The organism is Actinokineospora sp. (assembly GCF_052390155.1).
In the GTDB taxonomy this organism is placed as follows: Bacteria; Actinomycetota; Actinomycetes; order Mycobacteriales; family Pseudonocardiaceae; genus Actinokineospora.
Window position 1 is genome coordinate 177837 of record NZ_JBQTHF010000030.1, and the last position, 13117, is coordinate 190953.

14 protein-coding genes and 1 pseudogene are annotated in these 13117 nt (G+C 71.8%); 7 read left to right on the top strand and 8 right to left on the bottom strand.

What is annotated here, in order from left to right; translation table 11 throughout:
* Positions 1–243 precede the first annotated feature (243 nt).
* Positions 244–1677 (bottom strand): MocR-like transcription factor YczR, encoded by a 1434-nt coding sequence (gene yczR, locus ACT4N7_RS12470; RefSeq protein ID WP_444828829.1) that lies wholly within the window; start codon positions 1675–1677, stop codon positions 244–246.
* 61 nt (positions 1678–1738) lie between these two features.
* Between yczR and yczE the strand changes: the two genes are divergently transcribed.
* Positions 1739–2377 (top strand): membrane protein YczE, encoded by a 639-nt coding sequence (gene yczE / locus ACT4N7_RS12475; RefSeq protein ID WP_444828830.1) that lies wholly within the window; start codon positions 1739–1741, stop codon positions 2375–2377.
* Positions 2378–2396: 19 nt separating this feature from the next.
* The gene (locus ACT4N7_RS12480) at positions 2397–2843 is read left to right on the top strand and encodes a DUF5655 domain-containing protein (RefSeq protein ID WP_444828948.1); all 447 of its coding nucleotides are present in this window, start codon (positions 2397–2399) and stop codon (positions 2841–2843) included.
* Here ACT4N7_RS12480 and ACT4N7_RS12485 read toward each other — a convergent pair.
* Entirely contained in the window at positions 2791–3339 is a 549-nt protein-coding gene (locus ACT4N7_RS12485; RefSeq protein WP_444828831.1) for a Clp protease N-terminal domain-containing protein, read from the bottom strand. The two genes, ACT4N7_RS12480 and ACT4N7_RS12485, sit on opposite strands and share 53 nt — an antisense overlap.
* 3 nt (positions 3340–3342) lie before the next feature.
* Entirely contained in the window at positions 3343–3552 is a 210-nt protein-coding gene (locus ACT4N7_RS12490) for a helix-turn-helix domain-containing protein (RefSeq protein WP_444828832.1), read from the bottom strand.
* Positions 3553–3617: 65 nt separating this feature from the next.
* Between ACT4N7_RS12490 and ACT4N7_RS12495 the strand changes: the two genes are divergently transcribed.
* Positions 3618–4433 (top strand): hypothetical protein, encoded by an 816-nt coding sequence (locus tag ACT4N7_RS12495; protein WP_444828833.1) that lies wholly within the window; start codon positions 3618–3620, stop codon positions 4431–4433.
* 3 nt (positions 4434–4436) lie between these two features.
* Here the strand turns inward: ACT4N7_RS12495 and ACT4N7_RS12500 are convergent.
* The 4 genes and pseudogenes from ACT4N7_RS12500 to ACT4N7_RS12515 form a co-directional block, all read right to left on the bottom strand.
* Positions 4437–4565 (bottom strand): annotated as a pseudogene (locus tag ACT4N7_RS12500) (5-methyltetrahydropteroyltriglutamate--homocysteine methyltransferase); the annotation flags it as partial.
* Complete coding sequence (locus ACT4N7_RS12505; RefSeq protein ID WP_444828953.1) at positions 4552–4749, bottom strand: hypothetical protein; 198 nt, start codon at positions 4747–4749, stop codon at positions 4552–4554. The pseudogene ACT4N7_RS12500 and the gene ACT4N7_RS12505, both read right to left, overlap by 14 nt.
* Before the next feature lie 28 nt (positions 4750–4777).
* A complete protein-coding gene (locus tag ACT4N7_RS12510; protein ID WP_444828834.1) occupies positions 4778–6094 on the bottom strand; it encodes a UDP-glucose dehydrogenase family protein in 1317 nt (438 codons plus the stop codon).
* A gap of 16 nt (positions 6095–6110) precedes the next feature.
* On the bottom strand, positions 6111–7520 hold the full coding sequence (locus tag ACT4N7_RS12515; RefSeq protein ID WP_444828835.1) for a glycosyltransferase family 4 protein: 1410 nt from the start codon (positions 7518–7520) through the stop codon (positions 6111–6113).
* Between the two features lie 131 nt (positions 7521–7651).
* On the opposite strand from ACT4N7_RS12515, the gene ACT4N7_RS12520 reads away from it, so the two are divergent.
* On the top strand, positions 7652–8890 hold the full coding sequence (locus tag ACT4N7_RS12520) for an MFS transporter (RefSeq protein WP_444828836.1): 1239 nt from the start codon (positions 7652–7654) through the stop codon (positions 8888–8890).
* A complete protein-coding gene (locus ACT4N7_RS12525) occupies positions 8887–9855 on the top strand; it encodes a TolB family protein (protein WP_444828837.1) in 969 nt (322 codons plus the stop codon). Before ACT4N7_RS12520 ends, ACT4N7_RS12525 begins: the two co-directional genes overlap by 4 nt.
* 66 nt (positions 9856–9921) lie before the next feature.
* Here the strand turns inward: ACT4N7_RS12525 and ACT4N7_RS12530 are convergent, their stop codons facing one another.
* Positions 9922–10776: a right-handed parallel beta-helix repeat-containing protein gene (locus tag ACT4N7_RS12530; protein ID WP_444828838.1), complete on the bottom strand. Its 855-nt coding sequence runs from the start codon at positions 10774–10776 to the stop codon at positions 9922–9924.
* 28 nt (positions 10777–10804) lie between these two features.
* On the opposite strand from ACT4N7_RS12530, the gene ACT4N7_RS12535 reads away from it, so the two are divergent.
* Together ACT4N7_RS12535 and ACT4N7_RS12540 are read left to right on the top strand one after the other, a co-directional pair.
* On the top strand, positions 10805–11071 hold the full coding sequence (locus ACT4N7_RS12535; protein ID WP_444828839.1) for a hypothetical protein: 267 nt from the start codon (positions 10805–10807) through the stop codon (positions 11069–11071).
* 281 nt (positions 11072–11352) lie between these two features.
* On the top strand, positions 11353–12984 hold the full coding sequence (locus tag ACT4N7_RS12540; protein WP_444828840.1) for a hypothetical protein: 1632 nt from the start codon (positions 11353–11355) through the stop codon (positions 12982–12984).
* Positions 12985–13117: the final 133 nt, after the last annotated feature.

Consider the following 13117-nt stretch of genomic DNA (forward strand, 5'->3'; position numbering starts at 1 on the left):
ACCGCGTCCGGCCGGATCGGGGCCTGGCCCCGGCGCCGCGATGCCCCCGCGGCGCCGGGGCGCTCCCTTGGCGGCTCGCCGGATTCGGCACAACGCGGGGCTGTGCCTGCTGACCGGGCGAGCTGCCAGGGGGGACCCTCTGGTGCGCTGGGTGGCGTTCAGACTGAAAGGTCCAAACAACTACGCCATCCAGCGCACTGCTTTGTACCTGGTTCAGATGAGGGAAAGCTAGTCACTCACCACTCACGCAACCGGGATGAGACCGTCGGAACCGACGGAACCAGCCGATCCGGTGACGGAACGGGCCACCAGCGACAGCCTGCGCACGGCCTCGACGAGCTGCGGAGCGGGCAGCGTATACGGCAGCCGCAGCCACCGCTCCAGCCCGCCGTACACCCCGAACCGCGCGCCCGGCACCACCCGCACGCCGAAGTTCTGCGCGCCGACCGCGATCCGGGTGCCGATCGGCGCGGGCAGCGCGCACCACACGCTGAGCCCGCCGTCCGGCACCTGGAACGTCCAGTCTGGACAGTGCGTGCGCAGCGCCCCGACCAGCACGTCGCGCAGGTCCGCCGTGGCCGCGCGGCGCTCGCGCAGCATCGGTTCAGGGTCGGTGTAGAGCTCGGCCAGCACGAGCTGCTCGAACACCGGCGAGCCCAGGTCGAAGGCGTTCCGTGCGGCGGCGAGGCGCTGGATGACCTCCGCCGACGCGCGCACCCAGCCCAGCCGCAGCCCGCCCCAGTGCGACTTGCTGGCCGAGCCGACGGTGATCACCAGCCCGGCGGCGAACGCGGCCATCGGCGGCGGCGGGTCGCCGACGAAGTCGAGTTCGACCATCGTCTCGTCGACGACGACCGGCGTGCGGGCGCGGCGCAGGACGGCGGCGAGTCGGCCGCGGCCCTCGGCGTCGAGTCTGCGCCCGGTCGGGTTGTGGAAGTCCACGACGAAGTAGCCGAGTCGGGGCGCGGCCTGGCGCAGGGTGGCCTCGATGCCGTCGAGGTCCCAGCCGTCCGCAGGCATCGAGACCGGGACGGGCACGGCGTGCGCGGCCCGGATCGCCTCGATCGCGTTCGGGTAGGTGGGCTGCTCGACCAGCACGCGGTCGCCCGGTCCGGTCATCATCCGAAGCACGAGCGCGAGGGCGTGGTGGGCGCCGTTGGTGATCAGCACCTGGTCGGGGGCGGTAGGCAGGCCGCGCGCGGTGTAGCGCTCGGCGATGCGCTCGCGCAGCACCTCGATGCCGTACTCGTAGTAGCCGTGACCGGCGAGTTCGGCGGCGAACGCGCCGCGCACGGCGTCGATGGCGTGCGCGACGCCGGACAGCGCGGCGGGGGCGGCGCGGGCCAGGTCGAGCGGCTGCTCGCCGGAGTCGGCAGGCGGCCGGGCGGGCGCGGCGGGCAGGGCCGTCCACGAGCCGGACCCTCGTCTGCTGACGATCAGGCCGTCGGCGCGCAACAGGTCCCACGCGGTCGCGACAAGCGTGCGGCTGACCCCGAGCGCGGTGGCCAGTTGGCGCTCGGCGGGCAGTGCCGTGTCCGGCGGGAGCTGGCCGTCGAGCACGAGCAGCCGGATGCCCGCGGCGAGCCCGGCCGACCCCTGCCTGCTGCCGTGTTCACGCCACTCGCCGAGCATGCGGACCAATCGGAGGCCGGAGACGCGGCCACCCAGCACAACCATGTGACCAATTCTTGCAGATTGGCTCTCGATACCAGGCCAATTTTCGGCGAAAGATGGCCACATGCCTTCCGTCGACCTCAAGCAAGTGGCCATTCGGGTGAATCCGGGACGCCGGCTCACCCAACTCTTCGCCGGACTCGTGCTCTACGGCGCGAGCATGGCCATGCAGATCGAGGCGACGCTCGGGCTGTCCCCGTGGGACGTGCTGCACGAGGCGCTGCACAAGCGCACCGGGCTCAGCTTCGGCACGATCACCGCGATCACCAGCGTGGCCGTGCTGCTGTGCTGGATTCCGCTGCGGCAGCGGCCGGGGTTCGGCACCGTCGCCAACGTCGTGGTCATCTCGGTCGCGGTCGACGTGACCCTCGCGCTGCTGCCGACCCCGGACGGCCTGGTGACCCGGATCACCCTGCTCGTCGGCGGCGTCGTCCTCAATGGACTCGCGACCGCCGCCTACATCGGCGCCCGCCTCGGCCCCGGCCCGCGCGACGGGCTGATGACGGGCCTCGCCGGGCGCACCGGGTACGCCATCCGGTGGGTCCGCACCGCGATCGAGCTGACCGTGCTCGCCTGCGGCTGGCTGCTCGGCGGCACGGTCGGGATCGGCACCGCGCTGTACGCGCTGGCCATCGGCCCGCTGGCGCAGGCGTTCCTGCCGCTGGTGTCGTGGACGCCGCGGGCCGAGGTCACACGACATTAGGGTCGTCGGTGTGCACGCGATGTGGGTCTGCCCGGAGTGCGACCGCCGATTCGGCCGCGCCGGGCAGACCCACGAGTGCGCGCCCGCACTGTCCGTCGACGCGTACTTCGCCACCGGGCCGCCGTTCGAGCGGCCGGTGTTCGACGCCGTCCGGGCGCACCTGGACAGCGTCGGGCCGATGCACGTGGAGCCGGTGTCGGTGGGCATCTTCTTCAAGCGCGCCAGCATGTTCGTGGAGCTGCGGCCGAAGACGCGGTGGGTGGCGTGCGGAATGGTGTTGCCCGCCGGCGTGGATCATCCGCGGATCGCGCGGCGGCTCACCGCGTCGGCTAACAGGGTCTACAACGTGGTCAACCTGCGCACACCGGACGAGGTGGACGACGTGGTGCGCGGGTGGCTGACCGAGGCCTATCTCAGCTCGCCCGAGCCAGGTACGCGCGGACGCCCTGGTGGGTCACGCCCATAGCGGTGAGCACGTCGGCCGCGGTGCCGCCGACGGCCAAGATGGCCAGCAGCAGGTGTTCGTCGCCGATGGTCTTGTCGCCGCGGTCGAGGGCTTCGCGCAGGCACTGTTCGAGGACGCGTTTGGCCGCGGGGGTGAACGGCACCCGCCAGCGCGGGCCGAACGAGCGGGGCCGCTTGCCGCCCGCGGCGAGGGCGCCCGCGCCATGGGTCTGCTCGACGGCCGCGACGATCGCGTCGACGTCGATGCCGAGTTCGCCGAGGGCGGCCGTGTCGGCGTCGGACAGGCCGCCGCGTCTGCCTGCCCCCGCCAGCGCGGCGGTTGCCGAGGCCGTGGTGACAGCGTGGTGGGCGAGGACGGCGGTGCCGGTCGTACCGTCCTGGTTGAGGATGCCGAGCAGCAGGTACTCCGGGCCGATGGCCGCGACCTGCTCCTGTTCGGCCAGGTAGACCGCGTCGCGCACCGCCATGCGCGCGGCTTTGGTGAATCGCTCGAACATCGGCTACCGCCTCCCGTGTTTCTTGTGTACGGCCTGCTTGCTCACGCCCAGCTCGGCCGCGATCTCCTGCCAGGACCAGCCGTCGATCCGCGCGCTGCGGACCTGCACGGCCTCCAACTGTTCGAGCAGCTTGCGCAGGGCGGCGACCGCGCGGAGCCCCACCCGGGGGTCCCGGTCGCCCGCCGCGCCTGCCAACTGGGTCGCTTCCGCCATGGTGTCAACTTAGATTGACGGCACCGGGTTTGTCAACCTTAGTTGACGCGGAGCAGGATTCGGGCATGCCGGGATTCGGGGTCGCGGAGCAGGCCGGAGTCGGACTCGACGGGCGCGCGCGGCCCAGCGAGGACGTGGTCATCGTGCTGCCGGAGGCGGTGATCCTGCTCGACGGCGCCACCTCGCTGCGGCCCGACCTGCCCAGCGGCGGCGCGTACGCGACCGAACTCGGCGCCCAGCTCGCCGCCCGACTCACGGCGGCCCCCGAACTGGATCTCGCCGACCTGCTCGCGGGCGCGATCCGGTCGGTCGCCCGGCACAACCGGTTCACCCCCGGCCACAGCCCGGCGAGCACCGTGGCGATCGCGCGCTGGGACGAGGCCAAGGTCGAGGCGCTGGTGCTGGCCGACAGCCCGGTGGTCGCGTTCCTGCCAGACGGCCCGCACGTCGTGTCCGACGACCGGCTGCGGACCGTCCCCCGCGGCGACTACCGCGACCGCCTGCGCTCCGGCGAAGGCTACGGAGACGACCACGTGGCCGCCCTGCGGTCGTCAGCCGAGCGCGTCCAGCCCCTGCGCAACCGGGACGGCGGGTTCTGGGTGGCCGAGGCCGTCCCGGCCGCCGCGTACCAGGCGGTGCGCGCCGTGTGGCCGCGCGCCGAGGTCACCGCCGTGCTCATGGCCAGCGACGGCGTCTCCTGCGGCGTCGAGGACTACGGCCTGTTCGACTGGCCCGGGGTGCGCGACCTGGCCGCCGCCGACGGACCACAGGCGGTGCTCGACGCCGTCCGGGCGGCCGAACTCACCGACCCGGACGGCGCCCGCTGGCCCCGGCCCAAACCCCACGACGACCAGGCGCTGGTGTACTTGGACTTCGGCTGAGCCCTAGCCGAGCACCTCGGCTGCCAACCGGGTGCCCTCGACGCGCGCCGCGATCTTGGCGAAGGCGGTGTCCCGAGAGGTCGACGTGTCGTCGGCGAAGGGGGAGAAGCCGCAGTCGTCACAGGTGCCGAGAAGGGGATGACGACGCCGTCCGGGCGAGCGCGGTGAGTCCGGCGAGCGGGTAGGTCGCGAAGCTGGACTTGGTCTGCTCGCCGTCGGCGATGACCGGGGAGCCGGTCTCCTCGAAGCGCCGGATCGTGTCGAGGTCGAAAGGCCGGGAGGCAATAGGGCCTCCCGGCCGGGAGGATCCGATCATTCCGGCCGGGCGACCATGGTGTCCGCGGTCAGTTCCTGCCGATCCCGATCCACTCGAAGCCCACGCGGCGGGCCACCGCCGGGTCGAGCAGGTTGCGGGTGTCGATGACGATCGGCTTGCGCACGGTGTCGGCCAGCCGGGCCCAGTCCAGCGACCGGAACTCCGGCCACTCGGTGAGCACGATCAGCGCCTCGGCGTCCTTCGCGGCGAGGTACGGGTCGTCCACGACGGTGATCGACGCCAGGTCGGGGTGGCGGATACCGCGGCGCAGCGCCGGGTCGTAGCCGACGAGATCGGCCCCGGCCTGGCGCAGCAGAGCGGCGACGGCGAGCGCGGGCGAGTCGCGCAGGTCGTCGGTGCCCGCCTTGAAGGTCAGGCCGAGCAGGCCGAGGCGCACGTGCGAGAGCGACCCGCCGCGGCGGCCGGTGACCGCGAGGCGGACCTTCTCCACCATCCGCTGCCGCTGCCGGGTGTTGGTGTCGATGGTGGCCCGGATGAGCCGGAACTCGAAGTCGGCGGCGTCGGCGAGCTGGAGCATCGCCGCGGTGTCCTTGGGCAGACACGAGCCGCCCCAGCCGGGGCCGGGCTGCAGGAACGACTGGCCGATGCGCTTGTCGTAGCCCATGCCCTCGGTGACGTCGGTGATGTTCGCGCCGAGCCGGTCGCACAACTCGGCGACCGCGTTGACGTAGGACAGCTTCATCGCGAGGAAGCAGTTGGCGGCGTACTTCACCAGCTCCGCGCTCGGCCCGTCGGTGAGCACGGTGGGCGCGCCGAGCCGGGAGTACAGCGCGGCGACGCGCTCGGCGGCGTCCTGCTTGCTGCCGCCGACCACGATTCGGTCGGGATTGAGGAAGTCCTCGACAGCGGTGCCCTCGCGCAGGAACTCCGGGTTGGACACCACGGCCACGTCGTCGCGGACCAGCAGCTCCTCGGTGCGTTCGGCCGTGCCGACCGGCACCGTCGACTTGTTGACCACGACACAGCCGCTGGGCAGCAGGTCGCGCACCTCCTCCACGACCGACTCGACGATGCTCAGGTCGGCGACGCCGCCCACCCCCATCGGCGTCGGCACGCACAGGAACATGACCTCGGGGCCTGCCGCCGTGTGCCGCACAGCGGCGGCGGCGCCGAGCACGAACGTGAGCCGACCGGCCGCGATGCCCTCCGCGACCAACTCGGCCAGCCCCGGCTCCAGGATGTCGACCTCGCCGCGCGCGAGCCGCGCGATCTTGTCGGCGTCGACATCGGCGCACACCACGTCGTGGCCGAGCGAGGCCAGGCAGGCCCCCGTCGTCAGCCCCACATATCCGGTCCCGATCACGGCGATCCGTCGTACGAACACCGATTCCCCTCCCTGTTCAGCTCGCCTGCGGCGCAGGGCCGGTGAGCGGCTTGGACTGCTCCCCGGGCGCCATCATCCGAGCCGCCGCGAACCCCCGCAACGCCTGGTCGTCCCGAAGATCGACAAGCGGGTTGCCCCACCGGTCGGCCTGCGGGCCGGTGCCTGGGCCGGACCTGCGGTCGACCGCGGGCCAGCCGTCGGGGAACGGCCCGGCCGAGGCGTAGTCGAGAAGTTCGTCATAGACCCCGACGTACGCCTGCGCCTGTGGGCGCCAGTCGAGCACCCGCTCGGCGCGGCGCCTGCCCGCGCTGCCCAGCTCGGCCCGCCGGTCGGGGTCGTCGGCCAACGCGACCACGGCGTCGGCGAGGCCGTCACGGTCTCCCGGCTCGACGTAGACCGCGCAGTCGGCGGCCGAGACCACGGTCTCGGTGAGCCGGTAGGCGACCACGGGCAGCGCGTACGCCATGTACTCCATGGTCTTGTTCATGGTCGAGACGTCGTTGAGCGGGCTGCGCGGGTCGGGCGAGAGGCCGACGGACGCGGCCGAGAGATAGCGGGTGATCTGCTCGGGGCCGACCCGGCCGGTGAACTCGACGTAGTCGTCGAGGCCGAGGTCGGTGCACTGTTGCCGCAGGTCGTCGAGGCAGTCGCCGAAGCCGAGCAGGGCGAAGCGGAAGTCGGTGCGGCCGTGCAGGTGCACGATGCGGTCGGCGACCTCCAGCACGCCGTCGACACCGTCCTGAGGGCCCATGATGCCCAGGTAGACGACCAGGTGCCTGCCGCCTCGGCGCGGGCCGTCGTCGGCGTAGACGGGCCGCATGACCGAGGTGTCCGGGCCGGAGCGCACCACCGTGGTGTGCTCGCGCGGGACGCCGCCCCGGTTGACCGCGATGTCCTGATAGGACGTGTTGGTGGAGATCACCCGGTTCGCGGTGCGGAACGTGCGGCGCTCCAGCCACTTGAGGATCGCGAGCTGCACCTTGCCGGGCAGGCTCTTCGGCTCGCCGAAGCGCGACCGGAACACCTCGGGGTTGAGGTCGTGGTGGTCGAAGACGAACCGCACGCCCGCGAGCTTCCACGGCAGCGCCAAGGCCCAGTAGGTGTCCGGCGGGTTGCACGCCTGCAGCACGTCGAAGCGGGCGCGGCGGCGGACCTTGAGGCTCAGCAGCGCGGTGCGCAGCCAGCAGTAGAGGAACTCCCACGCGTAGCCCAGCAGGCCGTCTGCCTGGCGCGGCGGCGCGTACTTGTACAGATGCACGCCGTCGAGCTCGGCATAGGCGGGGTCGCCCGGCCCCTTGGGGCAGATGACCGACACCGCGTAGCCCGCGGCCTTGAGCGCCTGACATTCCAGCCAGACCCGGCGGTCGAGCGGAACGGGCAGGTTCTGCACGATGATCAAGACGTGGGGGGCCCTCTTGCGCCGCACGGGACCTCTTCCTCCAGATGGGGCCGACTCCCACTGATTCGGGCGACCGGCGAATCTTGTTACAGACCGTGGTCGTTGTCCGATGTGCAGGACGAGGCGGCGCGCGAACCGGGCTTAGCGGAGGTGCACGGGTGTACGTGGCATCCACCAGGGGTGGCAGCGCCGTGCCGCCTGTCGCGGGCGGCCCGACCAGCCGGGTGCCGACCACGGTCGTCCTGCTCGGCACGGTGAGCCTGCTCACAGACATCTCCGCCGAGATGGTCACCGCGTTCCTGCCGGTCTACGTGATCTTCAACCTGCAGATGAGCTACCTGCAGCTCGGCGTGCTCGACGGCATCTACACCGGCGCCACCGCGGTGCTGCGGCTGGTCGGCGGGCATGTCGCCGACCGGGTGCAGCGGCACAAGGCGGTCGCGGTGGTCGGCTACGGCCTCTCGGCCGCCACGAAGCTCGCGTTCCCGTCGATCGGCGCGTCCGCGGTGGGCCTCGGCGGCGTGCTCGCGGTCGACCGGGCGGGCAAGGGCCTGCGCACCGCGCCACGGGACGCGCTGATCTCGCTGGTCAGCCCGCCGGAGCGGCTCGGCGCCGCGTTCGGCGTGCACCGGACGATGGACACCATCGGCGCGCTGCTCGGCCCGCTGGTGACGTTCGCGGTGCTCACCTGGCTCACCACGAGCCCGGGTCCGATCTTCGTGATCAGCTTCGGGTTCGCCCTGCTCGGGCTCATCGTGCTGGTCTTCTTCGTCCGGCAGCCGCGTCGGGAGCGGGTGGCCGCGAAGAAGATCACCCTGCGTGACACCGGCGCCTTGCTGCGCAAGCCCGCCCTGCGCCGCACCACGATCGCCGCGGGCCTGCTCGGCCTGGCCACGATCTCCGACGTGTTCGTGTTCGTGGTGCTGCAGAAGGTGTCCGGCGTGTCCTCGACCTGGCTCGCGCTCATGCCGGTCGGCACAGCCCTCACCTTCCTGCTCGCGGCGACGCCGCTGGGCAGGCTGTCCGACCGGGTGGGCCGCTGGCGGATGTTCTTCGCCGGGCACGTCGTGCTGTTCGCGGTGTATCTGCTGCTGCTCGGCCCGTTCACCGGCCTGCCGCTGGTCCTGGTCACCGTGGCCCTGCACGGGCTGTTCTACGCGGCCACCGACGGCGTGCTGATGGCCCACGGCTCGACCCTGGTGCCCGAGCACCTGCGCGCGAGCGGGCTTTCCATCGTGCAGACCGGGCAGGCGCTGACCCGGCTCGCGTCGTCTGTCTGCTTCGGACTCTTCCTGCAGCGCTTCGACTTCACCACGGCGGTACTCATCGCCATCGGCACGCTCAGCGCCGCGCTGGTCGCGGTCTATCTGCTCATCCGCCCGGAGGTGGCCCGGTGAAGGACTGGTTCGTGCGCCACCGGATCGTCGCCGGCGTGCTCGCCATCGTGGTCGTGGTGGCGGCGGCGACGCTCTACGTGGTGTCCACCGTGCGCGAGCAGCGGGCCGCGGCGGCGCGGCCGGGGGCGGCGGTGCCCGGCGGCCTGGAGTTCGTCGACAACGGCGGCGGCCGCAACCTGGTGTCGCGGCTCGCGCCGGACGGGGCGCGGTCGGCAGGCGAGCTGAAGTGCCTGCGGGTGTACTCGGCGGGCGGGACCACGGTGTGCCTGCGCATGGGCGTGCCCGGCGCGTTCGAGGCCGCGGTGTTCGACGCGTCCGGCAAGCAGGTGCGCGCGGTGCCGCTGCCGGGCACGCCGAGCCGCGCCCGGGTGTCGGCGTCGGGGCGGATCGTGTCGTGGACGGTGTTCGTGACCGGCGACTCCTACCTGGCGCCGGGCGGGTTCTCCACCCGGACCGGGGTGCTGGACCTGCGCACCGGCACGCTCACCGAGTCGCTGGAGAACTTCGACACGATCATCGAGGGCAAGCTGTCCGTGCGGATCGACGCGAACTTCTGGGGCGTCACCGTGGCCGCCGACGATCGGACGTTCTACGCGACGCTGGGCGCGGGCAAGAGCACCTGGCTGGTCAAGGGCGACCTGTTCGAGCGAACCATGACGACCATGCGGACCGGGGCGGAGTGCCCGTCGCTGTCCCCCGACCAGACGCGGGTCGCGTACAAGAAGCGCGCCGGGCGCCTCGGCGGCTGGCAGCTCTTCGTGCTGGACCTGGCCTCCGGGCGGGAGACGGCGCTGCCCGGGTCCGATGGCGTGGACGACCAGGCCGCCTGGCTCGACGACTCGACGCTCGCCTACGCCAAGGTGCCGACCGACGGCGTGCCGACGATCTACGCCTCCGCCGCGGACGGCACCGGCAGACCGAGGGAACTGGTGGCCGCGGCCTCGTCGCCGTCCCCGCGCGGCTGACCGGAGAGCCGGAAGCCGCCTTCCCAAGTCGAAACGTCGGGAAGGCGGCCCTGTTCCGATCTGGTCTTAGTTGGGCTGGCTGATCGCCCGTCCGTTGACGTCGAGGTTGTTGGCCCACCTGAGGATGCCGCCGCCGTCGAGGAGAACCTCGCCCCAACCGCCCGCCGTCGTGCCGAAGCGGTTGTCGGTGACCACGGCGCCGCTCATCGGCGCGCCGAGCCGCAGGATGTAGCCGCCGCCCGCGAGATAGTTGCCGACGACCTGCAGGTTCTTCGACGGACTGCCGCTGCTCGGCATGATGAAGACCGCGCCGTTCTGGTGCGTGCCGTCGTAGGCCTTGCCGTCGGCGCTGATGTCGATGCGGTTGTACTTGATCGACAGGTTGGCACCGCCGTAGTTCTGGATGCCGTCGTTGTGGGTGTTGTTCGGATAGGTCCCGGACCGCAGCATGTCGTGGATGTGGTTCTGCTCGATGATGCTGTTGCCGGGCCCGTTCTGGATGCCGTCCGGGGTGCCCGAGATGTCGCACCGGATGATCGTCACCGTCGAGTCACCGTGGATCGCGCCGTTGCCCCACTGCCTGCCGGGCCACTGGCTGTCCTTGTAGGTGATGGTCGTGTCGCGCACGTCGATGTGCCCGCTGTTGCCGAGCAGGGGTGCCCAACTGAAGTGGTTGCCCTCGATGACCGAGTTGCGGATGGTCAGCGTGCCGCGGCCGTTGTACTCGATGCCGCCCTTGACGTAGACGCCGTCGAGGGTGACGTCGCCGCCGCCGAAGCGCAGCGCGCCGGTGTTCCACTGGGTGCCGGGTGGGGCGGAGCCGGGGCCGTCGACGACCTTGAGGTTCGCGCGGTTGCCGCGGAAGCCGACCTGGCCGGGCTGCGGGACGACGCCCGGCGCGAGCGCGCCACCCGGTGGCACTGGCTGGGGCGCGGGCTGCGGCCGCGGGGTGACGCTCGACGTGGCGGTCGGTCTGGCACTCGTCGTCGTCGTGGTGGTCGAGGACGCCGTGGTCGTGGTGACCGGTGGCGTCGTGGTGGTGGGTGTGCTGATCGTCGTCGTGGGGAGAATCGGCGGATTCGGAGCTGGTTTGCCCGCCATGGGCTTGCAGCCGGACACGAACACCACCGCGCCCACCGCCACGCCTGCCGCGATCGCGATCTTGCGTATCCGCGTGCTGCCGCCGTGGCGCTTGCCTAACTCCGCAGACGGTTGAGGTCGAGCGGACATGAGATCCTTCCGGTTGGCAATGCGTCGCCCCCGTTGCAGGACAAGGAATTTCCCTGCAGGCCGCTGGTGCTAACACCACCACCAGCCGGGCCGACGGCACTCTATGCATATCGCTCGACAGATCACAATGCAGTCACAATGCGTGCGTCATTGCGGTCACGACAAGTGTGACACCGGCCGCAGGCTCCCCGTACGACTGAGCGTAACGATTCACCCTGTCGAGCGATCCCAAGGCCGTACGCACCTCTGGAGCACCCGGGAGCCGGCATGCACACAGGCGCCCATCCGACACCCGGCTCCACGCCGGTGCGGACCGCCGAGCCTGCGCGGTCGAGACCGCCGCGCTGGCTGACGGCCACCGCGCTGGCCTGCGTACTCGCGGGCATCCGGGTCGCGATGGTGGCGATGGCGCCCTACGACCGCGCGGTCGGCCTGTTCGATGACGACGCGTTCTACTACTTCGGCGTAGCCGAGCACATCGCCGCCGGGACCGGGTCCACGTTCAACGGACTGGACCAGACCAATGGGTATCACCCGCTGTGGTTGCTACTACTGGTTCCGGTGTTCGCTGTCACACATGGTTACACCGCTTTGGTTACTGTGACCCTCGTCTCAGCGGCCCTGCTGGTGGCCTCCGCGCGGCAGATCGACCGAATCGGCACGCTCACCGACCGTCCGGTGCTGGTCACGGTGTGTGCGGCACCGCTGCTGGTGGTCGGGTCGGCGGGGCCGTCGTTCTGGTTCTCCGGCATGGAGACCGGGCTACTGCTGTTCGCGTTGCTCTGGCTCGCCGCGACCTATCTGCGCAGCGACGGCTTCGCCGCGGAGTGGTTCACCACCCGGCACGCCCGCGCTGTCGGCGCGCTGATGGCGCTTGCCGTGCTGTCCCGGCTCGACGCCGTGTTCCCGATGGCGCTGCTCGGCCTGCTCGCGACCGTCACGTGGTGGCGGGCAGGCGGGCCGTGGCTGCGGCTGGCGCTGTGGCTCGCCGCGATCCCGGCGCTGGCACTCGCGGCCTACGTCGCGGTGAACCTGGCCCTGTTCGACACCGCGCTGCCGGTGTCCGGGCAGGCCAAGGCGCTCGGCGGCGGCGGGGTCAACACCGACGTCGGCGGCCAGTTCCTCGCCTCGCCGGTGCTGTTCGGGCAGTCGACCTGGCTCGGTGTGCTCGCGCTGGTCGTCGTCGCGGGAGCGCTCGTGCTGCGCGCGGGTGGGCGGGTCGGGCTCGCGGCGCGGTTCGGGGCCGTCGTCCTGCTCGGCGGCGTGCTCACTGTCTGTTACTACGCGCTGACGTCGTCGTGGCAGCTCTGGCCCTGGTACTTCTCCTCGGCGCCACTGGCCATCGCGCTGGCGGGCCCGGCGGTGCTGTCCCGGTTCACGCCGAAGGTGCCCGCGCGCAGGCTCGTCGCGCTCGCGGTGTGCCTGCTGGTGGTGGCCACGACGGCGGTCAACGCCGTCCGCGCGGTGCGCGGCGGGGTGACCCGGTCGGCGTTCATCGAGGCGGGCCCGTGGGTCGCGGCGCGGATCGACGCGCTGCTGCCGACCGGCGCGCCGGTCGCCATGGGCGACCGCGCGGGCAGCGTCGGCTACCACCTGAACCGGCCGCTGGTGCACCTGGAGGGCCTGGTCAACTCGGCGGCATACCTCGACGCGCTGCGAGCGGGCACGGTGCCAGCCTTCCTGGCCGAGCGCGGGGTGGCGCTCTACGCGCGCGGCGACACCGAACCCGGTGTGCCCGACCCGGCGAACCCCGGTTGTCGGCGGTTCACCGAGCCGCAGCAGGGCGGCGGGACGAAGCTCTCGATCGTCGTCTGCGACCGGGATCTGGTGCTCACCGAACCGCTCGGCGACGGCACGTCCTACCGGGTTTGGCGCTACCGCACCGACCTCAACCGCTGAGCCGCCGACCGCTGGGCCACTTGGGCGAACAGCCTAGCCAGCCGGTATCACATGGAGTAACGAACTCCCGATCGGCCACGATTACTGAGACAGTGGGAAGCCGGACCTGTTGCTCGGCGTCACGTCGTGTGTT

Excerpts from the sequence above, each read along its gene's own strand:
- yczR (WP_444828829.1), bottom strand. The coding sequence starts at position 1,677 with ATGGTTGTGCTGGGTGGCCGCGTCTCCGGCCTCCGATTGGTCCGCATG.
- yczE (WP_444828830.1), top strand. The coding sequence starts at position 1,739 with ATGCCTTCCGTCGACCTCAAGCAAGTGGCCATTCGGGTGAATCCGGGA.
- ACT4N7_RS12480 (WP_444828948.1), top strand. The coding sequence starts at position 2,397 with ATGTGGGTCTGCCCGGAGTGCGACCGCCGATTCGGCCGCGCCGGGCAG.
- ACT4N7_RS12485 (WP_444828831.1), bottom strand. The coding sequence starts at position 3,339 with ATGTTCGAGCGATTCACCAAAGCCGCGCGCATGGCGGTGCGCGACGCG.
- ACT4N7_RS12490 (WP_444828832.1), bottom strand. The coding sequence starts at position 3,552 with ATGGCGGAAGCGACCCAGTTGGCAGGCGCGGCGGGCGACCGGGACCCC.
- ACT4N7_RS12495 (WP_444828833.1), top strand. The coding sequence starts at position 3,618 with ATGCCGGGATTCGGGGTCGCGGAGCAGGCCGGAGTCGGACTCGACGGG.
- ACT4N7_RS12505 (WP_444828953.1), bottom strand. The coding sequence starts at position 4,749 with ATGATCGGATCCTCCCGGCCGGGAGGCCCTATTGCCTCCCGGCCTTTC.
- ACT4N7_RS12540 (WP_444828840.1), top strand. The coding sequence starts at position 11,353 with ATGCACACAGGCGCCCATCCGACACCCGGCTCCACGCCGGTGCGGACC.